19 protein-coding genes are annotated in these 23,846 nt (G+C 59.9%); all 19 read right to left on the bottom strand.

Translation table 11 applies throughout. The features are described from left to right. Nucleotides 1-23: 23 nt before the first annotated feature. Complete coding sequence (gene fcl / locus ACOOHD_RS16020) at nt 24-956, bottom strand: GDP-L-fucose synthase (RefSeq protein ID WP_420458888.1); 933 nt, start codon at nt 954-956, stop codon at nt 24-26. A gap of 18 nt (nt 957-974) precedes the next feature. Further along, nucleotides 975-2,291: a UDP-glucose dehydrogenase family protein gene (locus ACOOHD_RS16025; protein ID WP_420458889.1), complete on the bottom strand. Its 1,317-nt coding sequence runs from the start codon at nt 2,289-2,291 to the stop codon at nt 975-977. Nucleotides 2,292-2,322: 31 nt separating this feature from the next. Then, nucleotides 2,323-3,282, bottom strand: a complete 960-nt coding sequence (locus ACOOHD_RS16030) for a UDP-glucuronic acid decarboxylase family protein (protein ID WP_420458890.1) — start codon at nt 3,280-3,282, stop codon at nt 2,323-2,325. Nucleotides 3,283-3,415: 133 nt separating this feature from the next. Beyond that, complete coding sequence (locus ACOOHD_RS16035) at nt 3,416-5,011, bottom strand: DUF1501 domain-containing protein (protein WP_420458891.1); 1,596 nt, start codon at nt 5,009-5,011, stop codon at nt 3,416-3,418. 11 nt (nt 5,012-5,022) lie between these two features. After that, nucleotides 5,023-6,648, bottom strand: coding sequence for a DUF1800 domain-containing protein (locus tag ACOOHD_RS16040; RefSeq protein WP_420458892.1), 1,626 nt, complete (start codon nt 6,646-6,648; stop codon nt 5,023-5,025). Nucleotides 6,649-6,917: 269 nt separating this feature from the next. Further along, nucleotides 6,918-8,033 (bottom strand): GDP-mannose 4,6-dehydratase, encoded by a 1,116-nt coding sequence (gene gmd, locus ACOOHD_RS16045; protein ID WP_420458893.1) that lies wholly within the window; start codon nt 8,031-8,033, stop codon nt 6,918-6,920. A gap of 130 nt (nt 8,034-8,163) precedes the next feature. Next, complete coding sequence (locus tag ACOOHD_RS16050; protein ID WP_420458894.1) at nt 8,164-9,585, bottom strand: exopolysaccharide biosynthesis polyprenyl glycosylphosphotransferase; 1,422 nt, start codon at nt 9,583-9,585, stop codon at nt 8,164-8,166. Continuing rightward, nucleotides 9,564-10,817, bottom strand: coding sequence for a WcaI family glycosyltransferase (locus tag ACOOHD_RS16055; RefSeq protein WP_420458895.1), 1,254 nt, complete (start codon nt 10,815-10,817; stop codon nt 9,564-9,566). Before ACOOHD_RS16055 ends, ACOOHD_RS16050 begins: the two co-directional genes overlap by 22 nt. Nucleotides 10,818-10,851: 34 nt before the next feature. After that, nucleotides 10,852-11,457, bottom strand: coding sequence for a putative colanic acid biosynthesis acetyltransferase (locus ACOOHD_RS16060; RefSeq protein ID WP_420458896.1), 606 nt, complete (start codon nt 11,455-11,457; stop codon nt 10,852-10,854). Between the two features lie 3 nt (nt 11,458-11,460). Beyond that, complete coding sequence (locus ACOOHD_RS16065; RefSeq protein ID WP_420458897.1) at nt 11,461-12,393, bottom strand: glycosyltransferase family 2 protein; 933 nt, start codon at nt 12,391-12,393, stop codon at nt 11,461-11,463. Beyond that, nucleotides 12,390-13,520, bottom strand: a complete 1,131-nt coding sequence (locus ACOOHD_RS16070; RefSeq protein WP_420458898.1) for a glycosyltransferase family 4 protein — start codon at nt 13,518-13,520, stop codon at nt 12,390-12,392. The genes ACOOHD_RS16065 and ACOOHD_RS16070 overlap by 4 nt, the downstream gene beginning before the upstream one ends. After that, nucleotides 13,517-14,527, bottom strand: a complete 1,011-nt coding sequence (locus ACOOHD_RS16075; RefSeq protein WP_420458899.1) for a glycosyltransferase family 4 protein — start codon at nt 14,525-14,527, stop codon at nt 13,517-13,519. Before ACOOHD_RS16075 ends, ACOOHD_RS16070 begins: the two co-directional genes overlap by 4 nt. Then, nucleotides 14,517-15,851, bottom strand: a complete 1,335-nt coding sequence (locus ACOOHD_RS16080; RefSeq protein WP_420458900.1) for a hypothetical protein — start codon at nt 15,849-15,851, stop codon at nt 14,517-14,519. Before ACOOHD_RS16080 ends, ACOOHD_RS16075 begins: the two co-directional genes overlap by 11 nt. 5 nt (nt 15,852-15,856) lie before the next feature. After that, complete coding sequence (locus tag ACOOHD_RS16085; protein WP_420458901.1) at nt 15,857-17,092, bottom strand: glycosyltransferase family 4 protein; 1,236 nt, start codon at nt 17,090-17,092, stop codon at nt 15,857-15,859. Next, on the bottom strand, nt 17,089-18,267 hold the full coding sequence (locus tag ACOOHD_RS16090; protein WP_420458902.1) for a hypothetical protein: 1,179 nt from the start codon (nt 18,265-18,267) through the stop codon (nt 17,089-17,091). Before ACOOHD_RS16090 ends, ACOOHD_RS16085 begins: the two co-directional genes overlap by 4 nt. 2 nt (nt 18,268-18,269) lie before the next feature. Beyond that, entirely contained in the window at nt 18,270-19,199 is a 930-nt protein-coding gene (locus ACOOHD_RS16095) for a hypothetical protein (RefSeq protein WP_420458903.1), read from the bottom strand. Between the two features lie 102 nt (nt 19,200-19,301). Continuing rightward, nucleotides 19,302-20,603 (bottom strand): lipopolysaccharide biosynthesis protein, encoded by a 1,302-nt coding sequence (locus ACOOHD_RS16100; protein ID WP_420458904.1) that lies wholly within the window; start codon nt 20,601-20,603, stop codon nt 19,302-19,304. 4 nt (nt 20,604-20,607) lie between these two features. Further along, entirely contained in the window at nt 20,608-22,965 is a 2,358-nt protein-coding gene (locus ACOOHD_RS16105) for a GumC family protein (RefSeq protein WP_420458905.1), read from the bottom strand. A 38-nt stretch (nt 22,966-23,003) separates the two neighbouring features. After that, on the bottom strand, nt 23,004-23,792 hold the full coding sequence (locus ACOOHD_RS16110) for a polysaccharide biosynthesis/export family protein (RefSeq protein WP_420458906.1): 789 nt from the start codon (nt 23,790-23,792) through the stop codon (nt 23,004-23,006). Nucleotides 23,793-23,846 lie beyond the last annotated feature (54 nt).

Consider the following 23,846-nt stretch of genomic DNA (forward strand, 5'->3'; position numbering starts at 1 on the left):
CCTCAGAGTACTCCGTGGTGAACCTAATACCACTCAGCAGAGTCAAGCGCAGCATACACCCCCTCAATCCCCTCCCGCAGCCCGATCGAGTGTTGCCAGCCCATGCCGTGGAGCTTGTCGACGTTCATGAGTTTGCGGGGGGTTCCGTCGGGTTTGCTGGTGTCGTGAGTGATCCGGCCTTCGTAGCCGACTACGTCCTTGATCAGTTCGGCGAGGGAGAGGATGCTGAGGTCCTCACCGGTGCCCACGTTGACGAAGCCGTAGTCGCTGAAATTGTGCATGAGAAAGACGCAGGCGGCGGCCAGGTCATCGGCGTGGAGGAACTCGCGCTTGGGGGAGCCGGTGCCCCACATGACCACCTCGGGCGTGCCGTTCTTCTTTGCCTCGTGAAACTTGCGGATCAGGGCGGGCAGCACGTGGCTGGTTTCTAGGTTGTAGTTGTCGTTGGGGCCGTAGAGGTTAGTGGGCATCACCGAGATGTAGTCGCAACCGTACTGGGCCCGGTAGGCGTCGCAGAGCTTGATGCCGGTGATCTTGGCGATGGCGTAGGGCTCGTTCGTAGGCTCCAGGGGGCCGGTCAGTAGGGCATCCTCCGTAAGGGGCTGGGGGGCCAGCTTGGGGTAGATGCAGGAGGAGCCAAGAAATTGGAGCTTCTTTACCTCATTCTGCCGGGCGGCCTCGATGATGTTGGCCTCGATCATGAGGTTATCGTAGAGGAACTCGCCGCGGTAGACGTTATTGGCTAGGATGCCGCCCACCTTGGCCGCGGCCAGAAAGATGTACTCGGGCTGCTCCGTGGCAAAGAACTCGTGTACGGCCCGCTGGTCGCGCAGATCGAGTTCTTTGCTGGTGCGGGTCACGATGTTCTCGTAGCCATCGGCCCGTAGCTTGCGGACAATGGCCGAGCCGACCATGCCCCGGTGCCCCGCGACATAGACCTTATTTGCTGGAGTCATTTTGAGTTGATCTTAGGGTTATGCTTCTACGGGCTGCCGTCCAATACTGTCGTAGTGAAATCCGGCTTCCTGCATCCGCTGTAGATCATACAAATTGCGGCCGTCAAAGATGACCGGTGCGTTGAGGAGCGACTTCATCCGCTCAAAGTCGGGCGTACGGAACACGCTCCATTCGGTCACGATAGCCAGGGCGTCGGAGCCTTCCAGAGCCTCGTAAGGGTCAGTGCAGAAGGTCACCTTATCGCCGTAGATCTTACGCACGTGTTCGGTAGCCTCAGGGTCGAAGGCGCGAATGTTTGCTCCCGCCTCCAGCAGACGGTCGATGGTGTAGAGGGCGGGTGCCTCCCGGATATCGTCGGTGTTGGGCTTGAAGGCCAGTCCCCACAGGGCAATGGTCTTACCGCTCAGGTCGTCGCCGTAGTACTCCTCGAGCTTATCGGCGATGCGGAAGCGCTGCTTGGTATTGACATCCATGACCGCGTTGAGGATCTTGAAGTCGTAGTCGTGCTGTCCGGCGGTGATAGCCAGGGCCTGTACGTCCTTCGGGAAGCACGACCCCCCGTAGCCTACGCCGGGGAAGAGGAATCGCTTGCCGATCCGGCTATCGCTGCCCATGCCCTTGCGTACTGCATCTACGTCCGCGCCCGCCTTCTCGCAGAGGTTAGCGATCTCGTTCATGAAGCTGATGCGAGTGGCTAGGTAGGAGTTGGCGGCGTACTTGGTCATTTCGGCCGAGCGCAGGTCCATAAAGATGATGGGGTTGCCGGAGCGCACGAAGGGCTCGTAGAGGCGACGCATTTTCTCCTCGGCCTTCTGTGAGTCGGTGCCGATCACGACGCGGTCGGGCTTGAGGAAGTCATCCACGGCCACGCCCTCGCGCAGAAACTCGGGGTTGGAAACCACGTCGAAGAGCTCCTCGTCCAGGTTTTCGGCCAGGGCGGCGTGTACGCGTTCGGCGGTGCCTACGGGTACGGTGCTCTTATCAATCACCACGGTGTACTTGGTGATGAGGGTGCTGAGGTCCTTGGCTACCCCAAGGATGTACTTCAGGTCGGCCGCGCCACCCTCCCCGGGGGGGGTGGGTAGGGCCAGAAAGATCACGTCGGAGGCGTCTACGGCCTCCTTTAGGTCGGTGGTGAATTTGAGGCGGCCCTGGCGCTGATTGCGCTCGAAGAGTACGTCGAGGTCGGGCTCGTAGATGGGCACGTTGCCCTGCTTCATTTGCTCGACCTTATTGGCGTCGATATCGACGCAGATAACGTCGTTGCCGGTTTCGGCGAAGCACGTTCCGGTCACCAGGCCTACGTAGCCGGTGCCTACTACTGCAATTTTCATAGTGGGTTTGGGTTTTTTGGAAAGGGGATATTTAGTTTTTCTGGGCGTCCGCGCGGGCGACGGCTTCGCGGAAGTACGGCAGGCTCTTACGCAGGCCCTCCTCGCGGGTGACCTTGGGCGTCCAGCCGAGCACCTCCTTGGCACGGCTGATGTCGGGTTGGCGCACCTTGGGGTCGTCGACGGGTAGGGGCTTGCGGATCAGCTTTGCAGCGGGGTTGCCGACCAGTTCCATGATCTCCTCGGCGAACTGGAGGATGGTAGTCTCGTCCTGGTTGCCGATGTTGACCGGTTGGGCGTAATCGCTCATCAGCAGGCGGTAGATGCCCTCGACTAGGTCGTCGACGTAGCAGAAGGAGCGCGTCTGGCTACCGTCACCGAAGACGGTGAGGCCCTCGCCGCGGATGGCCTGGCTGAAGAAGGCCGGCAGTACGCGGCCGTCATTGAGGCGCATGCGGGGACCGTAGGTATTAAAAATGCGCACGATGCGGGTCTCCAGACCGTGAAAGGTGTGGTAGGCCATCGTCATAGCTTCCTGAAAGCGCTTGGCCTCATCGTAGACGCCGCGGGGGCCTACGGGATTCACGTTACCCCAGTAATTTTCCTGCTGGGGGTGTTCCAGGGGGTCGCCGTAGACCTCGCTGGTGGAGGCAATGAGCATACGGGCCTGCTTAGCTTTAGCCAGACCGAGCAGGTTGTGGGTGCCGAGGCTACCGACCTTGAGGGTCTGGATCGGCATTTTGAGGTAGTCGATGGGGCTGGCCGGACTGGCGAAGTGCAGGATGTAGTCGAGCTCGCCGGGCACGTGCACAAACTTGCTGACGTCGTGGTAGTAAAATTCGAATTCCTTGAGGGGCATCAGGTGGGCGATGTTGTCCATATCGCCGGTGATGAGGTTGTCCATGCCAATGACATGGAAGCCTTCCGCGATGAAGCGGTCGGAAAGGTGGGAGCCCAGGAAGCCGGCGGCACCCGTAATTAGAACTTTTGGCATGTTTGCTTGGGAATATTGATCAAAGGTAAGCGGCAAAAAAGCAAAACCAGGGGGATCGAGGACCCCCCTGGTAACCGCCTAAACGTCGAGTGTTATCTGGGTGTTGGAGAACCGTTTTGTCAGTACGTCAGACCTAATTGAGGGTCACCTGCCGAGTCATGTTACCACCGGATTCGGTAGCCAGCCGCAGCAGGTAGGTGCCGGAGGGGAGGCGGGCCGGACGGGTAAAGAGTACGTGGTCGGCGGTGCCGGCTACGCTGATTTGGTTGGCCAGTACCATACGTCCGCGCCCATCGAAAAGGGTGTAGCGCAGGGTGTTGGTACCCGGGCTGGTGATGTTAATTACTACCTGGTTAGAAGAGTTGGGCCGGGGGTTGCCGATGTCCCAGCCCTCCTCGGTGGGGCCCTCCGGCGTGGTTTCGGCCGTGCTCTCCTCGTTACAGGTGCTGGCGATGGGTAGGTACTTGAAGTTGTCGTGTAGGAGGTTCTTGACCGAGTAGCTCGGCACGTTGAACCAATCGACCAGAATGGAGCCGTATACGTCGCGGAAGTCAAACTGCATGGGCACGCCCGCGCCCTGGCTTACGGTGCGGTCGATCTTAACGTTGTCGCCCAGGATCCCGCCGTTGACGCAGTTGCCAAACAGGAACATGGGGCCGGCCGTACCGTGGTCGGTACCGAAGCTGGCGTTGGGCCGGATGCGGCGACCGAACTCGCTGAAGGTCATACCGAGTACGCGTTCCTCCAGTCCCTGCTTTTTGAGGTCATTCTGGAAGTCGCTGATGGCTCGGCTCACGTCACTCAGCAGCAGAGCATGGTTACCCTGGTGTTCGTTTCCTTCGATAACCTGACCGGCATGAGTATCGAAGCCGTTCATGTATACGGTGTATACCTTGGTTTGCAGGCCACCGCTGATCATCCGGGCTACTTTTTTGAGCTGCTCGGCCAGGGGGTTGTGCTGGTTCTTGGGGTAGATGCGGTCGTCGCGGTAGCGGTAGGTAACGGCGTTCGTACCCTTTTGAGCGGCGGCCTTGATGACGCCGTTGTAGTCATTGGTCTGCTGCATCGTGGTGCGGATGAAGCTAAGCTCATCGCCGTACCTATCGTTGGGCACCGAGGCGGTATTGCTGGATAGCTCCCGGGTGTTGTCGGGGTCGAGTACGGTCTGGCTGAAGTTGATCTTCGGCCCCTCGCAGGTGGGATGGGCTACGTCGCCGATCGAGATAGCCGGCGGGTGGGGCTGGCCGGGATTGGGGTAGTTGACGGGGTAGTGGGCGTACTGAGTATCTAGGTACCGACCCATCCAGCCGGTAGTCAAAAACTCGTCGGCTCCCGACCCCGAGGTATAGATGTCGGTGGAGCGGAAGTGACTACGATTCTGGTCGGGGTAGCCCACGCTCTGTACGGGACGAAGTTTGCCCTCATCGAAGAGGTTCTTCATGTCCTTCATCTCGGGGTGGATACCGAGCTCATCGGTCAGCTTATGGATCCGGCTTTCCTCGATGAGGATGTGTTTGCGTACGTCCTTAAGGTCGTCGTACTGATCCAGGGGGATCAGGGTGTTGAGTCCGTCGTTACCTCCGAACAGGTGTACGATTACAAGGATGCGGTCGGAGTCCGGCGCGATCATCGAGGTAAAGCGCGAGGTACTGGCCCGGGTATTGGTCAGGGGGAAGAAAGCGGGAATACTAAGCGTGGCCGCCGCTTGGAGGAAATTTCTACGTTTCATGGGGGTAATCTTTAGTGGAGTTGAAATTCAGCGAGGCCGAAAAGGGCTTTGAAAAAATCGCGCAGGCGGTCGTCTACGGGGCGGGCGTAGTCCTTAACTCCAGGATTGGCCAAGTACTGGTCGATCAGGCGATCCCAGCCCTTGGTGTCTAAGCCACGGGAGAGTTTTCCCTTTAGGTAGGAGATCTGACTGCTGACCAGGGGCCGGGGTAGGAAGATGAGTATAGATTCGGCGATCAATTTGTCTATATCTCCGGGTGCGGTCAACGACTTCACGTAGCCGTAGTAGTTGATGTCGATCCGGTCGCTCTTGATGTGGTAGTCCTCGTCGAGTAGCAGCCCTACCGCGATCTTGTCGCGGCTCTGCATGAGGGCGGGACTGATCCAGTGGCGGTAGTACTGTGGTGAGTCGTAGTACGCCTTCCAGCCGGCGATGGTTGGTGGTTCCAGGAATTCCAGATTCAGGTCCCGACAGTAGTTGGAGTACTGGTCACCTAGCTCGTAGCGCCGTTGCAGGTTGAGCACCTTGGTCTCGTGATCGAATTCCCGGAAGGGACGCAGGATGCTACCGAGGAAATCGTGGGGGTTCTTGATGATCGCGCCGCGGTAGGTCTCGCGGTAAAAGTGCTCGGAGGTGAGCAACTGCCGGAGTACGGGCTTGATCTCGTAGTTGTTGGCCATCAGGGTATCGGCCAGCGGGTGGATGACGTGGGTCATCACCTCCTCGTCGATGTCGTAGTAGACGAAGTAGCGGTAGAGCCGCTTACAGAAGTTGATCGCCGAGGCTTTGTAGCTCAGTAAGATGTCGATGACCTCCTTGTACTCATTAGCCCCGCCGTTTTGGATCACCTTATTGCCCAGGCGATTGCTGAGTTGTTTGGTGCCGGTATCGTGGGCGGTGGCGTCGAAGTAGCTCTCTACCGGTGTGTTGGAATCGCTGTAGAGGAAGTCCTTGTTGCGCCAGCCGGTCAGGGCACGGGCCAGGGCGGCCACGTCCTGCTCGGTGTAGTTGGTGTAGTCGCCGGGACCAACGGCCGGCCCCTTGCCCAGGGTAAAGAGCTCCATGAGCTCGCGGGCATAGTTTTCGTTGGGGTTACGCCGGTCATTGGTGTGGCCGTCGAGGCAGAACAGCATGCGGGGCAGTACCGTAATGCGCTGGAGCATGGTGCGCAGATTACCTACGGCAAGATCCTGGTACAGCTTGAGCTGCTGGTACATGGCCCGGTGATCGGTCAGCTCCCCGAAGATGGCAAAGTAGTTGAGCCAGAAGAAACCCATCCGCTCCTGGATATTGGTGCGGTCTGAGCGTACGATGTTGTTATAATACCAGCCCTTGAGCGACTGGGAGCGGTACTGGTTGTTGCCGCGGTAGTTCTTATCGACCCAGGTAGTCCCGAGCTGGACGTACTCGTCGTAGTCGTTGCGGTACTTGACCGGGGGGCTGGGGATGGCCACATCCTTTAGCAGCAGATCGACGGTGGCCTGAAGACCGGCTTTTTCAGCCGTTTTAATTTCTTCGAGCAGTGGGCCGTAGAGCGTACGGCGCAGTAGGTGAGCGGCGCGTTCTTTGTCCCACGTCCCTGAGTAAGGGCTAAGTGGGGCGGCAACGGAGCGTTGCGTGGAGGACTGTGTAGACAAATCGTAGGTATTTAATATGAAAACAACCAGGTAGGTGCCCGGCGACTTACGTCGTGGGGTCTAATCTTGAGCGTTTTGCAAATTGGAATACCGTCGGAAGGCAGTGTCATAGCCCGGGATATATCCCGTAGGCGGCCCAAAATTACGCGGGCTGTGTCGAAAAACCAAACTAAGCGGCGGCTTAGTTCATAGCCGCCGGAAGAGAAACCCCCAAAGGCCCCGTTTTATTGGGCCTCCGGAAAGGTTTTAACGTTTAGACGATCGGGCCCCTATTCGTACTGGTTGCGAATTTCGAAGCCCTCGCGCTTCAGCAACTGGTCGCGCCGGAACAGGGCAATGTCGGCCCGCACCATCTCGGAGCACATGGCCGCCAGGTCGTATTTGTGCTTCCAGCCAAGTTTCTGTTGGGCCTTGGTGGGGTCGCCCAGGAGGAGTTCCACCTCCGTAGGCCGGAAATAACGGGGATCTACGGCTACCACCTCAGTACCCACCGCTAGCGGAAAGTCCTGGTTGTGCACCTCAGAGACCACGCCGATCTCCTCGGCATCCTTACCCCTGAATTCCAGTTCTACCCCGACTTCGCGGAAGGACATACGCACGAAGTCACGCACGCGGGTGGTGACACCGGTCGCCAGCACGAAATCCTCCGGCTCATCCTGTTGTAGAATGCGCCACATACCCTCTACGTAATCCTTGGCGTGGCCCCAGTCGCGCTGGGCGTCCAGGTTGCCGAGGTAAAGCTTGTCCTGCAGGCCCATGGATATCTTGGCCACCGCCCGGGTAATCTTGCGGGTCACAAAGGTCTCTCCGCGCAGTGGGCTCTCGTGGTTAAATAGGATGCCGTTGCAGGCAAACATACCGTAGGCCTCCCGGTAGTTGACTGTGATCCAGTAGGCGTACAGTTTGGCCACGGCGTAGGGGGAGCGGGGATAGAACGGAGTAGTTTCCGACTGCGGCACCTCCTGCACCAGACCGTAAAGCTCTGAGGTAGAAGCTTGGTAGAAGCGCGTCTTCTCCGTAAGCCCCAGTAGGCGGATGGCCTCCAGCAGGCGGGTGGTACCGATGCCGTCGGCGTCGGCGGCGTATTCCGGCATGTCGAAGCTGACCTTGACGTGGCTCATGGCCGCCAGGTTGTAGATCTCGTCGGGCTGGACCTCCTGTACGATGCGCACCAGGTTGGTGGAGTCGGTCAGGTCCCCATAGTGGAGAATGAGGTTACGGTCCGAGACGTGGGGATCCTGGTAGAGGTGGTCGATCCGGTCGGTATTAAACTGCGAGGCCCGGCGCTTGATGCCGTGCACCTCGTAGCCCTTACCCAGGAGGAGTTCGGTGAGGTAGGCTCCGTCCTGTCCGGTGATACCGGTGATGATGGCTTTCTTTGACATGGGTGGCTGAGTTTGTGGTGGTGAGACGTGAGAAAAGAAAATACAAGCGCTTCCCGGCCGTACGGACCGGGAAGCGCAGGGGGGGGGATTAGCTCATAAGAATAATCGTGGGTAGAGTAGATGTACGGCTCTAGAGCGCGTTTTCTTCTCCACGCACGGCGTTATATACCGTCATGATGATGCAGCGCAGGTCCATGAGCAGGCTCCAGTTCTCCAGGTACCATACGTCGTATTCTACGCGCTTTTCCATCTTCCACACCTCGTCGGTGGGGCCGCGGTAACCATTGATTTGGGCCAGTCCGGTCACGCCGGGCTTGACCTTATGGCGGATCATGAAGGTGTCGATGATGCGGGCGTACTCCTCGGTGTGCTTGATCATGTGGGGGCGCGGGCCGACCACCGACATATCGCCCAGGAATACGTTGATGAACTGGGGGAACTCATCCAGGCTGGTCTTGCGCAGGAAGGCACCCACGCGAGTGATGCGGTCATCGCCCCGGGTGGCCTGCTTGGTATCCGAGCGCTCGTTGATGCGCATGGAGCGGAACTTCCACATTTTGAAGACATTGTTGCGGTAGCCCGTACGCTCCTGCCGGAAAAAGATGGGACCGGGGTCCTCGCGGTAGATAGCGATGGCTACGATCGGCATCAGGATGGGAAAGATGAACAGGATCACCAGGGTACTGACGATGAGGTCGAAGGTCCGTTTGATCACCTTGTTGCGCAGGGCCGTCAGCGGCTCTTCCTTGAGGGTGAGCATCGACAGGTCGCCTAGCTGCTGGCACTTGTAGGTGCGCGGGAAAAGGGTGGTCTCGCGGGGGGCTACCTCTACGTCGATGAACTGATTTTCGCAGATGCGCATGATCTCGCGCTCTTCCTGCAAGGATAGGTCGCTGTGAAAAAAGATGAGCTTATCGATATCGGGGTGGCCCAGGAGGTAGCGCCTCAGGTCCTCGTACTTACCGATGTTGGACACATTGGCGTGGGGGGTATTGCCGAAGCGACCCACCAGCTCGGCACTGCCAGGGAAGCAGTAATCGAAGGCCTTGAAGAGCTGCCGCAGGTTCTCCGCCTTGCCACCTACGATAACGTAGCGGAACTTCTCAAAGGGGCTCTCCTCCCGCAGGCGGTGAAACACCCGGCCGGTGGAAATAAGTACGAGAGCGATGCCGTGAGCTAGGAGAATAAAGGGAGTATACGGTGCTTCATGCAGTACGTTATAGTAGAATAAGGAGGTGAAGGAAAGAAGGAAGACCAGGATCTTGAAGACCTTGGAGAGCTGCTGCTCCATCCTAACGCGTTCATACCAGCGGTAAGCGTTGAAGTACACGCATAGCCAACCCCAGGCGATGTTGACGAAGATGACCAGCGCCAAATTGCGCCCGTTGATAACGCTATCGTAGTCGAATACGCCGTAGGTGATCAAGCTCGCCAAAAAAAACGAAAGGTTGATCAGAATGAAGTCTGTCGCAATCAGGTCGTACCTGTGCGGTGTAGCCCGCATCACCCGAGTATGGGTCGATGCATCAGCTACTTGTGAGGAAATATCCATGTGTTGTGTTGTTTAGTGTTTAAACTCAAAACCGTTCTAAAATCAGTAAGTATATGTTCTTTGTCCAAGTGAGAGGCGGCAAAATCCTCGGCTCCGGCTGCATCCTGCGACCGCGCCCCGCTCAGAATACCGCGTAGCCCCTCCTCCAGGGCATCCAGGTCTTCGGGCTCGACCAGGGTGCCAAGTTGGTGCTCATCCACTAAGTCGTAGAGGGTCGTTCCGGCCTCGGCGGTAATCAAAGCATGTCCCCCCACGGCCAATATGTTCGTTAACTTGGAGGGCATCACTAGGTCGGCCGCCGCCCGTTTTTGGAGTACGAGGTGCACGTCGGCCGCCGCCAGCGTAGCCGCCAGCCGTTCAAGTGGTTGTAGGGATTTGAAGACAACATTCGTAAGACCGAGCGACTCCGCTTCGGTCACTAAGCGGGCTTTAGCACCCCCCTCTCCGATGATCATAAACGTAAGGCGGGGCACGTCTTGCAGACGATCGGCGAGGTAAAGAACGTTTTCCAGACCCTGCTTCTCTCCAAGGTTACCGGCGTAGAGTACCAGGCGATCGCGGTCATCAAGACCCCAATCCCGGCGTGCACTCTCGGCCCGCGCTACGGGATGTACGAGCTTTTTGTCCACCCAGTTTGGGAAGAGGATAATTTCATCAGGATTTAACCCCTTCTTAACCACCTTGCGCTGCATGCCGGTGCTGATGGTCGATACGGCGGAGACCGCCTGGAGGGCCCACCGCTCGGCTGACTCCAGCAGGCGGAGCAGCCACGGCTGGCGGATGATACCCAGATCACGTGCCGCATCCACCTGTAGATCCTGAATATGGTTGACCACCGGCGTGCCGTGCAGCCACTTGTGCGGCAGGGCCAGGTAGGGCAGGTGGAAAGGTGGGCTGATACAGAGTATCATGTCGTATGGGCGAAAGTAGCGTGGTATCCAGTAGCGTAGCGAGCTTAGCACAAAGCTAAACTCATGTAAGATACGCCGCAGTCCGGTAACCTCGCGGGGCACGTAGAGCGGGCAGCGCAGTACGCGCACACCATCCAGCCATTCCTGCCGGTAGCCCCCCCGGTACGCCTCGGCCACTTCCCAGCGGGGGTAGTAGGGCGGCGCGGTGATCACCTCTACCTCATCGCCGGCGCTAGCAAAGTAAGCCGCCATCTCACCCGTATACTTACCAATGCCGGTAAGCTCGGGTGCATAGTTTATGCCGTAGATGAGTATCTTCACAATTCAAAGGGCCGGTATAAGTGCGGCCGTAGGTTTAATTTTCGTTCATCTCATGGGCCGGGGCCGCCGGTGCAACCACCGTAGCGGGCACCAACCGGTCGCGAATTACACGGGCCGGAGACCCCACACACACCTTGCCGCCGGGTAGATCCTTGAACACCGAAGAGCGAGCTCCCACCAGGGTGCCCTGGCCGATGCTCACCCCCGGCGCGACGTAAACATCGGTGGCAATCCAACATTCCGCCCCGATCGAAATCGGCTGACTGAAGATTGGAAAGTCCGGTCTGGCCGGGTCGTGGCTGCCGGTGCAAAGGTAGGTCTTCTGGGATACAACGGCATGGGGTCCGATGTGGATAGGCCCCAAACTATACAACACGACATCGTCTCCGATCCATGCGTATTCGCCAATTTTAACTTTCCAGGGAAACTGCGTGTGCACCGTGGGCCGGATCACCGCCCCCTGACCTACCTCGGCCCCAAACTGTCGCAGTAGCCACCGCCGCCAGCCGTATAGGAACTGCGGCGAGGGGCGGAAGAGGAGCGCCTGCACGATCCACCACAGCTGCACCACCCAGGCCGGACGGCCCCGGAAGCCGGCTGGCATGGTGAACGTACTGAGGTCTTGGTAGCGGTGCTTCATACACTAGGCGGCTACGGCGGGTTCGCGGTTGAGAAATACATTTACATCGAGGTCGTATTTATCACGCACGACCTCCTCCAGCGGGCGGGTCTTCATCTCCTGTTTGATCTCGAAAATGGTCGAATCGACCAGAAAGCGGAACCAAAACCCCTGAAGAAAGTGAAAGATAAGCCCTTCCTTACCGTCCAGAAAGCCTAATTTGATGATGTAGCGGTGGAAGAGGTACATGAAGCTGCGCAGGAACAGCGGCGAGCGCTGAAAGACGCGGCTCTTGAGCCACCGCTTGCGCTCGATGGGGTTGCCCATTAGTTTAGCGTGTACCTCGCCGGTATCGGACTCTGCCAGGATCGACTCCACGGCCTCGAAGACCGCCCAGCGGGCGTGGCTCACCGTGAAGTCGCGCAGACTGCTCATGACGCCGTCCTCCAGATCGGCCCCCTCGCCGGCCTTGGCCGTCTTGCCGTCGACCACGAAGTGCTGATCGTAGACCTTGTTCTCGCAGTGGCCCAGGTGGCGGCGGTAGAGCCGCAGGTGGTAGATGGGGTGGTAGCCGCCGTACTTGATCCAGCGGCCCATGAAGATGGCCCTGCGGGCGAACATGTAGCCGTCTACGTCAGCGCGGCTGGGGTCGAAGGATTCATTGACCCAGCGGGCCATGCCGGGGGTGAGGCGTTCGCCGGCGTCGAGGTGCATGACCCACTCCCCGGGGTTAGGCACGTTGGCCTGCGCCCAGTTGCGTTGGGCGGCATAGTTCTTAAAGGCGTGCTGTACGTAGGGAATGCCACGGGCCTCGAGGATATCGAGGGTGCGGTCCTTAGAGAAGGAGTCGACTACCCACACCGGGGCCTTGACGCTGGCCAGGCTGTCGAGGCAGTGCGCAATGTTGGCCTCCTCGTTGTAGGTCAGAATGACGATGGTCAGGGGGGGGTGACTCATGCTAAAATCTTTTGGTAGGCGGCTTCCCACTCACTCACATTGGCGTGGATGCTAAACTCTTCGCGTGCCAGACGAATAGCATTCTGGTTAAGCGCCTTCATTTGGTCGGGGGGGATAGTGTGGATGTGGTCGATGATGCGGGTAAGGCTTTCGGGATCATTATCGATCCAAAAGCCGGCGTTGCGCTCCTCTAGGATTTTCCAGGGTGTGCCCGTGGAGGCTACCGCCGGGGTACCCTGTGCCAGCCCTTCCATAACTACGATGCCGAAGTTTTCGGTATGCGAGGGCATAAAAGTAAACCAGGCACTGGCCAGAATCTCCTCCTTTTCGCGGCCGTCCCGGTGACCCAGGAAGCGGATCTTGTTGGTCAGTCCCAGCGCCTCGACCTGTTTGACCAGGCCCTGCCCGTACTCATTGTAGTAGTCTCCCACAATTTTAAGCGTAAACTCACCGTCGAGGAAGGCCCGGCTATGGGACATCGCCTCGATGAGGTTTTCAATGGCTTTTTTGGGGTCTATACGGCCGATGTAAAGGAAAAACTTCTCCTTGCTGGTCTCCATCCGCTCCGGTAATTCCATATAGTTTGGAATTTGGATCACCTTCGCATCCTGTCCGAAGTTACCGCGAATATACGCTGTCTCGGCATCACAGGTAGAATGGAACCAGAGGAGTTGTTTGTTCACTAGGGAGTTGATCATCCGTATGACCGCCGACTTTTTCTTCGCCGAGCGCTGTAGCATGGGGGGATCTAGATCGCCACGCGACGACCACAGCATGGGCTTACCCACGAACCAGGAGTTGAGGATAGCCATGATGAAGCTGGAGGGGTAGGTGATCATCGACAGGTGCAGCACATCGGCCTGCCGCAGCTGGCTCAGTGCCCGCGTGATCACCCGTAGGGGCAGGTAGTGGATGGGATTACGGGTATAGACCACTTTACCGTAGTCGGTATCGAGCCAGCGGCCCCGCGGCATGGGAAGGCCCTGGCCCACATCGGTTGTAGAGATAATGGCCCGGTGGCCCCGGCGGGTGAGGGCCTTGGTGATCCAGTACACCGTGTTATCGGGGCCCCCGGTCTGGGCGGGGTAAAAGCTCCCCGTAGGAAAAAGAATGGTCAGTGGCTTCAAGATAGGCTGGCGTATAGGTCGAGGTACTGCTGAGCAATGGTCCCGATGGCGTACCGGGCGGCGTTGGCCCGCCCGTTGAAAATGAGGTCCTGACGGTAGGCGGTATCCGTGAGCAGGTGTTGAAGCCCGGCCCGAATGGCGCCTGCGTCGTAGGGATCGACCAGTACGGCCCCCTCCCTACCCGCAACCTCGCGGTGGGGAGAAAGATCACTGGTCAGTACCGGCCGGCCCGTGACCTGGGCCTCCAGGATGGGCAGGCCGAAGCCCTCGTAGGTACTTACGAAGGCCAGCAGATCGCAGTCGGCGTAGCGCTGCCGCACCTCCTGGTCGGTAAGTCCAGTGGCGTAGTGAAAGTCAATACCGTGGTCGCGCAGCAGCTGCATATCGGTGGGGGAGGGCTGGCCGACGATCTCCAGGCGGCACGGGATATCCCGCAGGGCCCGGGCTAGCCGGCCAAGGTTCTTGTTTTCCTTTACCCCAATCTGAAGGATCGTAGGATAATGGGGGTTAAAGGACTTTGCTTGGTAGGTAAACGCCGGATCGACGAAGTTGGGTATAACGTGAAGGTTATTCTCCGGGCAGTTGGTCAGGTCCAGTAGCTCCCGGCGGGTTTTTTCGGAGATCACCGTCACGGCCGCCGCCCGGCGGGCGGGCCACTCGAAGATCAGCCAGCGGTAGAACCAGTAGCGGGGGTGGTACTTCGGGTAGCGCAAGAGGGGGTTGCAATCGTGGATGGTGATGACGGTGGGGCTACGCAGGGAAAAAATGACCGAGTTGACGTCTCCGGTGATGTGGTTGATGAGGGGCTCATTCGCTGCAGCTTGCACCTGCGACCGCACCCACTGGTTGTTGCGCCGCAGGTTGCCGGGGGTGTTGTTGTAGTAGGGCAGCTCGAGCCGCTCGACCGTCACGCCCCGCTCCCGAAATACGGTGGTCAGCTGATCGAACAGGCGCTCGATGCTGAAGGCCGTCGGATAGGGCTTGCGAAAGTAGAGTCTAAGTCGCATAGTCGGGGCGGGAAAAATCATTGAAACTGGCTACGATGAGCCCCCCCGTCAGCACGGAGAACCCCAGGGTAGTCGGAGAGGACCAGGAGGCCTGGAGTACCTGCAGCAAACCGAAGCTAAGCAGCATAAACGGGAGGGCATTGTCGCGAAGCAGGCTCTGGATACTGAGCAGCGACATCTGGGTGCCGAGGGCAATGCGCAGCAAGATGACCGGGATGCCGAGAAAGGGGCCCATCTCGCCGGCTACGCGCTTCCACTCTTCCTCGGCGACCAAGAACTCGTTGGCCTTGCCGTAGAGCGAGGCACCCACGTTGGTACCCAGTCCGAGGCCAGCCCCGTACCAGGGCACCCCCTGATCACTGGTAAAGGCACTTAGCAGACCGCCGAGGAAGCGATCGCCGAGCGTACCCTCCAGGCCGCCCTCTGACTTGGCGGCCAGCTCGAAGCGGGTCACGAGTACCTCGATGGCCGTCTGCACGGCCGGTACGTTGATGAGTACGAGCAGGAGCACGGGCGTGACGGCCAGCCCGATGAGCAAATTGCGTACCGACTTAGCGTTGCGCAGGCTAGCCAGTACGAAGAAAAAACCGCAGAGTAGGAACTGAAAAAAATAGCCCCGGCTGATCGAAAGGGGAATGGCCGCCAGCATAGCCGCCACACCGATCAGGAGCCAGAGCTTGTTAATGCGCTCCATAGCGCCTAGGAAATAGAACACGAAGGCCGCCGCTAGCCCGTAGAAGGTCGTGAGCCCCGCCGTAAAGGAAAAAGTACCCGAGGCGCGGAAGTAGCCCAGGGCCCCGCTGAAACCACTCCCCTCGGCATCGCCCCCTACCCCCCGGTTGACCCAGGCGGTCTGCGGGCTGTAAAACTGCAGGCCGTTCAGTAGGGTGATGAGGGGCAGGACGTACACCAGGTAGCGACCGATGCGCTCTACGTCCTGGCGCGTAAGCACGTTGCCCATGATGAAGATCAGGGGAAAATGTAGAAACAGGGTACGGAAGCCGAACAGCGCAATGTAGATATTGCCGTGGGCAAAGGCGAGGCTCAGCAGAAACGAGAGAAGGCCCAGTACCAGCAGGGGTAGGGTGTAGGCGTTGAAGAAGCGCCGACCGGCCGACCAGTAGGAGCCGATGATGAGTAGCATAATAGGATCGCGCACCAGTAGCAACGGGGCGGCCAGTCCCGGCACCACCCACTTGCGCAGGCCCCCCTCGAAGAGCAGGAAAAAAATATAGAGATAGATCATCCGCCGCGTAAAGCGGTCGGCGGCCAGCACCTGGGCCGGCGGGGAAACGTAGGGGATATGGCGGATGGTAGTGTACATCCTGCTTAGTCGTTGGCGAGTACCCGGGTAACGGCCGCGGCGAGTTCAAGACCGTAGACCGACCAGGGGCGCTGGCCGGCCCGGTGGCTGGCCGCCCGACCCACCTGCTCGATGCGGACGGGCTCGGCCAGGAGGGCCTCGATGCGGGTGGCTAGCGCATCGGCAGAGCCTGCGGGCACGAGGTAGCCATCTTCCCCATCGGTGATCAGGTCTGGCCCAGCGGTGCGTTCCGTGGTGATGACCGGGGTGCCCTGCGACATGGCCTCGGTGATCACCAGGCCGAAGCCCTCGAAGTGAGAGGGAAAGAGTAGGAGGTCCTGCTGCCGCATCAGTTGGAGGATTTCGGCGTGGGGTAGGCTGGGAATGTAGGTGTGCTGACCGAGGGCCCGGCTGAGGGCGGGACAGTCGGCGGCCGGTAGCCGACCCACCACCGTGAGGGCTACGCGGCTACCGAAGCGATCTATGGCCTCGAACATCTCGGCCAGCCCCTTACGCTGGGAAAGGCCGCCCACAAAGAGTAGCCGTAGGGGGCGGCTGCCGCCTGCGACATACTGTCGGTCGCTAACGGCGGGGGGGAAGCCGTAGGGAATCACCTCCACGGGGGGGAGGGTGCCGGGATATTCGCTAAGCGTGGCGGCGGTGAAGCTACTGGCTACGAAGATGTGGTCGGCCAGGGCCAGCTCGCGGTCCTTGCGGGCCAGTTTAGCGGGGGAATCCTGAAGGGAGTTGACGGTCATGGCCCAGTCCGGGCGCTGATCCACCACCTCACCCATGATGCGCCGCGCCGCCCGCCAGTAGCCGATGGGTAGGTCGTAAAGGGTGGGAATGCCCAGGTTACGGGCGCGGGTGAAGGTCTGGGCCGCCCCGTCTTCGTAGGCGTACACCGCGGTGGGCCGTACCCGCGCCAGGCTACCGGCCGCCCGGCGGTCAATGCTGTGATAAACGGCGTCGACGGAAAGCGCGCCGGTTTCGTGGCGGGTTAGGGTCTGCAGGCCCACCTTGCCGGCCAGGAGCCGTCCGAGTTCCTTCCAGGGGTGGGTATACGTTTTGGTTGCCAGCTCGGACGGAAACGTACGCCGTGCGAAGTCCCGTAGCGGACCCAGTTTGCTCAGGCCGTCGTACACATTACCGGGGTAGGTAGCGATGGCGGTGTGAAACTGCCCGAGCAGTCCCGCTGCTTCCAGGCCGCGTAGGGCAGCCCGGACGTTGGCGTTGCCGGTAGGATGGGAGACGGTGATCATTCGGTAAGGGTAGCGGGTGTGGTACGGGACCGGACCGGTCGGTCGGGTTGGGCGGCGGTGAGGTCGGCGGCTAGGCTAGCGGCGATGCGGCTAGCGGAGATCAGGCCGGTGTCCAAGGCCGCAGCGGCGGACCGTGCCCGCTGGAACTCGGCCTCTGAGTACTGGGTGAGCACGGCGGCGTTCAGCTCCGGCAGAAAAAAGCTCGGCGTACGATCGGTCACCACCGGTGCCGCGACCGGCAGCCGGTGGGTAAGGAAGGCCGCTACGGTACCGCTCTTGCCAATCTCGTGGTGGAGCACGGGGGTTATCCCGAGGTCGGCCTGCGCCAGGTGATGTGATATCTCTGCGGCGGGCAGGAAACCCGGGGTACGGACCGTCACTCCCGGCAGCGCGGCACTTAGCTCACCGGCGGCCCGGGCCACCTTGTCCGGGCCACCGCCAAGGAGGTAGATTTCGAGGTGCTCGCCCCGCGCGGCTAGCTGCCGGTACAGCTGCTGCAGAAAGTCGGTCACCGCGGGCGGGGCGGAGAGCTGGCTGAAGAATACGGCCCGGAAGGTGCCGGCCGGACGCGCCGGCGTTTCGGTAGTACGCCGGTCGATATTAGCAAACAGTGGAAGGGGTAAGGCCGTAGCCCCCTTGACGAGCAGGCGCCTGGCGTAGGCGGGAAGGTGGGTATGGATGACCTGCGGCCGGAGCCCGGTGCCGATCAACCAGCTGACCGCCCGGTGCTCGAGGGTAGCGATGAGCTGCTGCTTCAGGTCGAGGGCCGAGGAAGGGGTGATCCATAACTCGTGGAACATGATATGCCAGGCCGCCGCAGTACGTAATTTGTGTAAGGTGTAGAGCAGTCCCAGGGGCAACCCGTACTTATTGAAGGCGTGGGGTACGTACTGCAGACTGATCCAGGCCGGATCGAAGGCGTCCACCTCCTCCTGTAGGTGACGCAGGCGCTCGGCCACGGAGGTAGCGTAGGGAAGGCGCAGGGTAGTGACGCTACTATCTCCCTCTATTTGTACCTCCGGCAGTGGCCGGGCCACCTGCTTATCGTAGAGCGCAATGAGGTGGACGCGGTTGCCGGCGCGCTGCAGCACGGTGGCCAGGCGGCGGGTATAATCCCCTACGCCATCGCGACCCGGCTCCAGGGAGCCACAGATGAATACGATTCCACTGCCCATGCTTACCCTACGCTTTCGTAGAACCGCCCCCCGAAGCGCAGCAGCTTAAGTAAGGTCTGCATGCTACGGGCCCTGCCATCGGAGACAGGGCGCAGCGCCTGCCCATTGATGTTTTCCCAGAAGATGAGATCGGCCTCACGGGGCGGTTTGCCGTTGAGGAACTCCGGGACGAACCTGCGCGTCCAGGGTTTGGGCCCGATGGGGTGGTGCATCAGGCGCAAACCGTAAATGAAGCCCATGGCTTCGGGGCCGATGGGAGAGATCGGCACCTCGGTGATCATGGCGGCCAGGTTGAGGGAGTCCTGATTGGTACTCAGCACGGTGGCCGTACGGTCGAACACGCGGAACTGGTTCATATCGCCGCTTAGCGGCACGAGCATGGCGAAGGCATCGTTCCAGTCGTGGATGAACTGCTTGGTCTCCTGCGTCCAGCCCAGGAAACCACTATTATAGTAGTCATCGAGCTCGTTCACTACCTCCCGACCGTGGGCGCGGGCGCAGGCTGCCCACTTTTTGCGGATGGGGTGGTGGCGGTGAAACACGAAGTTCACATCGCCGCAGAGGGCTACGCCCTCCGCTACCCATTCCCCGTAAAAGTCCATGCGGGAATTGACCACAATATCCGAATCGAAAAAGTAGTATTCGGAGGCCCCCGGGGCGAGTACCTCGGTCACGTGCAGGAACCACTTGGGCTTCTCGTGTACCATGTGCAGGCTACCGGTGAGCTCCACGAGCTCTACTTCCAGGCCGCCCGGAAGGACGAACAGTCGACCGTTGGGGGAGGGCCGCAGGGGGGGCAGCCAGTCGGGCAGCGCCTCGCGGTACCCTACGATCACCTTGTCGACGTGGGTACCGTAGGCCACTACGGAGTTAAGCAGGGCCGCAAGGCCGAGAAAATAGTGACGTTCCGCTAGCGTGGTGAGAATTTTCATACAGGGAGGGCGCGCTTACCAAACGGGCGTGCGGCCGCTAAATTTTAGCTGAAGGAATGCTAGGTAGCTAGAATGCAGGGGGATTTTTGGCAAAGTTCGTCATTATATGTCCGAATCCGTCCAGTCTACCTTAAAAAGCGTCTGGTACAGAAAATCGACCACCCGGTACAGTAGGTTCAGCAGCGTGGAGTAGATCGAGAACATGATCACGCCGGCCAGGGTGGTGTAGTCGACCAAAAAATACAGGATAGCTACCTGTGCCAAGATGTTGAAAGCGATAAATAGGAAAGGGTTCGGAATGATACCGCGCGAACTGGCCATCATGTAACCAATGCCACTGACCAAAACCAGACAGCTACTGATCGTCATCAACACCACCTCGTACTGGAGGTCGGCGTACTGCGCTCCGAGTACCCACAGGAACAGCTCGGGGAAGAGCGCCACGGTGCCTACGATTGCCGCGCTCAGCGCCAGCACCAACAACAACACCTGAAAAAACCGGGCGATCACCTGTCCCTTATCGGAGGGTAGCCGGGCGTAGCGCGGCACGATCAGCATATCGATGCAGAGCTTCACCAGTGTGAGCACCATCATGAGCCGGGAAAGGGCCCCGATGTTGGCGATGTTCTCCGTATCGGAAAAGATGGCAATGAGCCAGACCGTAATCTGCCCCGATACACAGTAATAGATGCTGCCCGGCAGAATCTTCTTGACCTTGGCCATGATGCGGCTGCGGTAGCCCTCATCGGGTGCCACCCGCCAGTTGGCCCGTTTCAGGGAAAGCTTGCGGAGCTGAAAATTATTGACCCACTGCCCCACGCCGGAGGCCAGGATCGCCAGCGAGGCCAGGGGAAAAAAGAACAGCACCGGCAGGGTGAGGAGGAGACGGACCACGTTGAGCTGCACGTTGATCCGCAGCAATTCGTTGATGTTCTGGTGCAGCCGGGGCACGATCTGGAGCAGGGAGCCGGAAAGGGCCGCCAGAAAAGCGGGGATCAGGCACAGAATTAGCAGGCCAGACTCCCACCACAGCAGCCCCTGATCGTTCAGTAGGTAAAACAGGATCGGCACGGACACCACCAGGCTACCCAGGGCGAACTGCCGCCGCATGTGCATGCCGGTGGCCAGTATCTTACCCAACGCGTTGGGATCCTGCCAACGCTTGCCGCCCTCGGCCATGACGCCGGTGGAGATACCCCCGTCGGCCAGTACCGTCATCGTGCCTAGCATAGTGTTCGCCAGGGTATAGTAGGCATACTGCTCCTGGGAGAGTACCCGGATGATGTAGATACCCACCAGGAAGCCAAGCCCCTGGATGAGAATCTGCGCACCCCCGGTGACCCCGACGAGCTTGCCCCACTTCAGCAGAAAGGGGAAACGCTTACTGAGTTGTGCGACGGTCAAGGATTTACTCGTAGTACCCGTACCCGTATCCGTAGGCTGCCTTCGGATCGATACCGTTGATGACCAGGTTCACCCGGCTGAGCTTGCCGGCATCTACCAGTTCGTTGATGTAGTGCATACTCTTCTTCGGCGTCACGCCCACGCGGGCTACAAAGAGCGTCACGTCTACATGATCCTTGAGGAGTAAGCCATCAGTAACGATGCCGACCGGGGGCGCGTCCAAAATGATAAGGTCGAAGTTCTGGCGTAGCCGCTCCATCAGCGTGTCCATCCGCCCCTCCATAAGCAATTCGGCCGGGTTGGGGGGCAGGGGACCGCTGGAGATGACAGAGAGACGTTCGTGGGGGGAGGGTACTACGATCTCCTCGTAGGTGGACTTACCGATCAGGTAGTTTGATAGCCCAACGGTGCGGCGGGAATTGTCCTCGTGCAGTACCATCTCGGCCAGCTTCGGCTTGCGCATGTCCAGGCCCACCACCACGACCCGTTTCTTCGTCAGCGCCAGCGCGGCGCTCAGGTTGGAGGAGATGAAACTCTTGCCCTCCCCGCTTACGCTGGAGGTGAGCATGATTACGGCCGACTGACCGTCGGGCAGCAGGAAACCCAGGTTGGTGCGTAGCAGGCGGAAAGCCTCGGCGATCGCGCTGCGCTGGTTCTTGAGTACCTGTAGGGGCTCCTTGGCGGGACTGTGCACGATGCGCCCTACGATGGGGTAGGGTAGGTAATTGGCAACCTCCTTCTCCGTGCTCACCGTTTTGCCCAGTAGCTCGCGCAGAAACATGGTGCCGGCCGGCACGATCAAGCCCACGCCGATGGCCAGCAGGTAGATCATCGGTCGGTTGGGGGAGATGGGGGAGGAGCCGGCCGAGGCCCGGTCGATGATGCGGGTGTTGGGCACCTGGGCGGCGATGGTCATATTTGCCTCCTCCCGCTTGGTGAGTAGGAAGATGTAAAGGTTGTTCTGGATGTTCTGGTCGCGCATAATCTCCAGCAGCCGCTGCTCGTTGGCCGGCAGGCGACTCAGGTTCGACTCGATGGGCTGGAGCTGGGCCTGCAGGTTACCGATGCGCTGGTTGCTCTCCTGCAGCAGTACGTTCACACTCTGCATGATGGTCTGCTTTAGGGCATCGAGCTGCTCATCATAGGTCGCTACGCTGGGGTGCTGCTCGGTGACGCCTTCCAGCTTCTGATCGCGCGTGAACACGGTCTCGTTGTACTGGGTGATGAGGGAGGTCAGTACCGGAGGGATCACCTCCGAGGCGAGGGGCAGCGCCCGATAGCCACCGCCCCCGGTCAGATTGTTGCTAATGTCCCGGATCAGCTCGCGGCGTACCTGCTGCTCGCTGAGTTGGGCATCTACGGCGTTGACGCGTTCTAGGTAGCTGGCCCCCGCCGTCTGTACGTCTACATTGAGCCCCGCCCCCTGCCGGAACTGCGACATGTCACTCTCCACTTCGGCCAGTTCCTCGGTTACGAACTCCAGGCGCTCGTCGAGGAAGGTCAGCGTCTGCTGGCCGGTCTGGCTCTGCTGCTCCACGATCTGCTGCTCGTATACCGTGACCAGCGCATTAAGGATGTCCTTAGCCTTTTCGGGCACCGGGTCGGTTAGGCTTAGATTCACCACGCCGGAGCGCTCTACCTGCGCAACGCTTAGGGCCCTACTGTAGCGACCGGCCACGTCCCGCACTCTCATAACGTTGATCTGGTAGACGGACTCGCTACTTAGTGGAGTCTCCACCGCGGTGCGCACGAGTTTGAAGGCTCGGTTGCCGATGGGGAAGGCCTGGGTGTACCGCATGCTGGTAGTATCTCCCTCGCCACGAATCAGCGAAAACTGCTGTTCATCGTCGAAACGCACCATCACCGAGCCGTACTCAATCTCCTCCGGCACCATCTCGATCGTATCCGCCGCGACCAGGGCAAAGGCCTCCGGTTGGTAGATCTCGGTGTTGCGCACGGCCCCCTGGTGGATGTAGCTCACGTCAAGCCCCAGCAACCGCACCACCCGCTCCATGATGTAGTTGGACCGTAGCATATACACCTCGTTCTCAATCACGTAGGTATTCTCAAAGCCCAGCTCCTGGGCAATAGCCTCCTTCGAGAGACCGCCCTGCCCGCCGCTCTGCTCCTGGATCAGCATCGAGGTTTGGGCTTCGTAGATCGGGATCGTGTAGCGTAGGTGCAGGTAGGCCAGCGCCAGACAGAGGCCGATGGCCAGTACAAACCAGTACCAGTTGCGCAGCAGCCGCTGTACGAGCGCTGCATAATCGATGCCTGCCGCAGGTGCAAAGCCCCCCATGCCGCTGCCGCCGATCGCGCCGGGGCGCATCTGGGGCGCAAAGTCGTCAGGAATGTTCTTCATAGAATCGTATGATTTCGCACCGGCCGTAGGGCCGACCGCTAGTTGCGGGTGAGGGCGATAATGAGGGTGGCCACGGAGAGCACCGGGGCCAGATAGGTCACGAAGCGTTGTGCGGGGTCAGAGACCGTGGCGGTGCGCGCCCGGATGGGCTCCACGTAGATCACGTCATTTTGCTTCAGGTAGTAGAAGTCGGAAGAGAAAACCTCGTCGTTCTGGAAGTTCAGCCGCTTATAGCTGCGCCTGCCGTCCTGCTCGCGCACCACCAGCACGGAGGTCCGGTCGGCGTAGTCGGTCAGGTCGCCGGCCAGGCCGATGGCCTCCAGCACGGTGACCCGGCTGTTCGGTAGGGGGATCACGCCGGGCTGTACCACCTCGCCGATCACCGTGACCTTGAAGTTGAGGTAGCGCACGTTGACCACCGGGTCCACCAGGTATTTTTCGAGCCGGCCCCGGATGAGAAACTGCAGTGATTCCACCGTCTGTCCGGCCGCCTCGATCCGGCCCAGCAGCGGGATGTCGATGAAGCCGTCCTCGTCTACGAGGTAGCCCGTCAGCAGCTGCAGGTTCTGATTGTTCGCCTGGCCGAGTCCGCCGCCACTACTTCCTCCCGCCGCGTCGTTGAAGGGCGCGGCCGCCTCGGGGTCCACGCTCAATACCTGAATACGCAGCAGGTCCCGGGGCTGGATCCGGAGCTCCAGGGCGTTATCGATGTCCTCTACCTGCTCCTGCTGCGCGCGGATATCCTCGAAATTCACCAGCTCCCTATAGGAAACACAGCTACTAGTGCCAAACAGAAGAGCCAGAAAAAATAAGAGGGGTAGGCGCATGCGGGATCGGTATTAACGCGGCAAATATAGGGCACGCACACCTCCGGCCTTCAT

Origin of the sequence: Neolewinella sp., from assembly GCF_965214665.1 — a bacterium.
Taxonomy (GTDB): Bacteria; Bacteroidota; Bacteroidia; order Chitinophagales; family Saprospiraceae; genus Neolewinella.

Excerpts from the sequence above, each read along its gene's own strand:
- fcl (WP_420458888.1), bottom strand. The coding sequence starts at position 956 with ATGACTCCAGCAAATAAGGTCTATGTCGCGGGGCACCGGGGCATGGTC.
- ACOOHD_RS16025 (WP_420458889.1), bottom strand. The coding sequence starts at position 2,291 with ATGAAAATTGCAGTAGTAGGCACCGGCTACGTAGGCCTGGTGACCGGA.
- ACOOHD_RS16030 (WP_420458890.1), bottom strand. The coding sequence starts at position 3,282 with ATGCCAAAAGTTCTAATTACGGGTGCCGCCGGCTTCCTGGGCTCCCAC.
- ACOOHD_RS16035 (WP_420458891.1), bottom strand. The coding sequence starts at position 5,011 with ATGAAACGTAGAAATTTCCTCCAAGCGGCGGCCACGCTTAGTATTCCC.
- gmd (WP_420458893.1), bottom strand. The coding sequence starts at position 8,033 with ATGTCAAAGAAAGCCATCATCACCGGTATCACCGGACAGGACGGAGCC.
- ACOOHD_RS16050 (WP_420458894.1), bottom strand. The coding sequence starts at position 9,585 with ATGGATATTTCCTCACAAGTAGCTGATGCATCGACCCATACTCGGGTG.
- ACOOHD_RS16060 (WP_420458896.1), bottom strand. The coding sequence starts at position 11,457 with ATGAAGCACCGCTACCAAGACCTCAGTACGTTCACCATGCCAGCCGGC.
- ACOOHD_RS16065 (WP_420458897.1), bottom strand. The coding sequence starts at position 12,393 with ATGAGTCACCCCCCCCTGACCATCGTCATTCTGACCTACAACGAGGAG.
- ACOOHD_RS16075 (WP_420458899.1), bottom strand. The coding sequence starts at position 14,527 with ATGCGACTTAGACTCTACTTTCGCAAGCCCTATCCGACGGCCTTCAGC.
- ACOOHD_RS16080 (WP_420458900.1), bottom strand. The coding sequence starts at position 15,851 with ATGTACACTACCATCCGCCATATCCCCTACGTTTCCCCGCCGGCCCAG.
- ACOOHD_RS16085 (WP_420458901.1), bottom strand. The coding sequence starts at position 17,092 with ATGATCACCGTCTCCCATCCTACCGGCAACGCCAACGTCCGGGCTGCC.
- ACOOHD_RS16090 (WP_420458902.1), bottom strand. The coding sequence starts at position 18,267 with ATGGGCAGTGGAATCGTATTCATCTGTGGCTCCCTGGAGCCGGGTCGC.
- ACOOHD_RS16095 (WP_420458903.1), bottom strand. The coding sequence starts at position 19,199 with ATGAAAATTCTCACCACGCTAGCGGAACGTCACTATTTTCTCGGCCTT.
- ACOOHD_RS16105 (WP_420458905.1), bottom strand. The coding sequence starts at position 22,965 with ATGAAGAACATTCCTGACGACTTTGCGCCCCAGATGCGCCCCGGCGCG.
- ACOOHD_RS16110 (WP_420458906.1), bottom strand. The coding sequence starts at position 23,792 with ATGCGCCTACCCCTCTTATTTTTTCTGGCTCTTCTGTTTGGCACTAGT.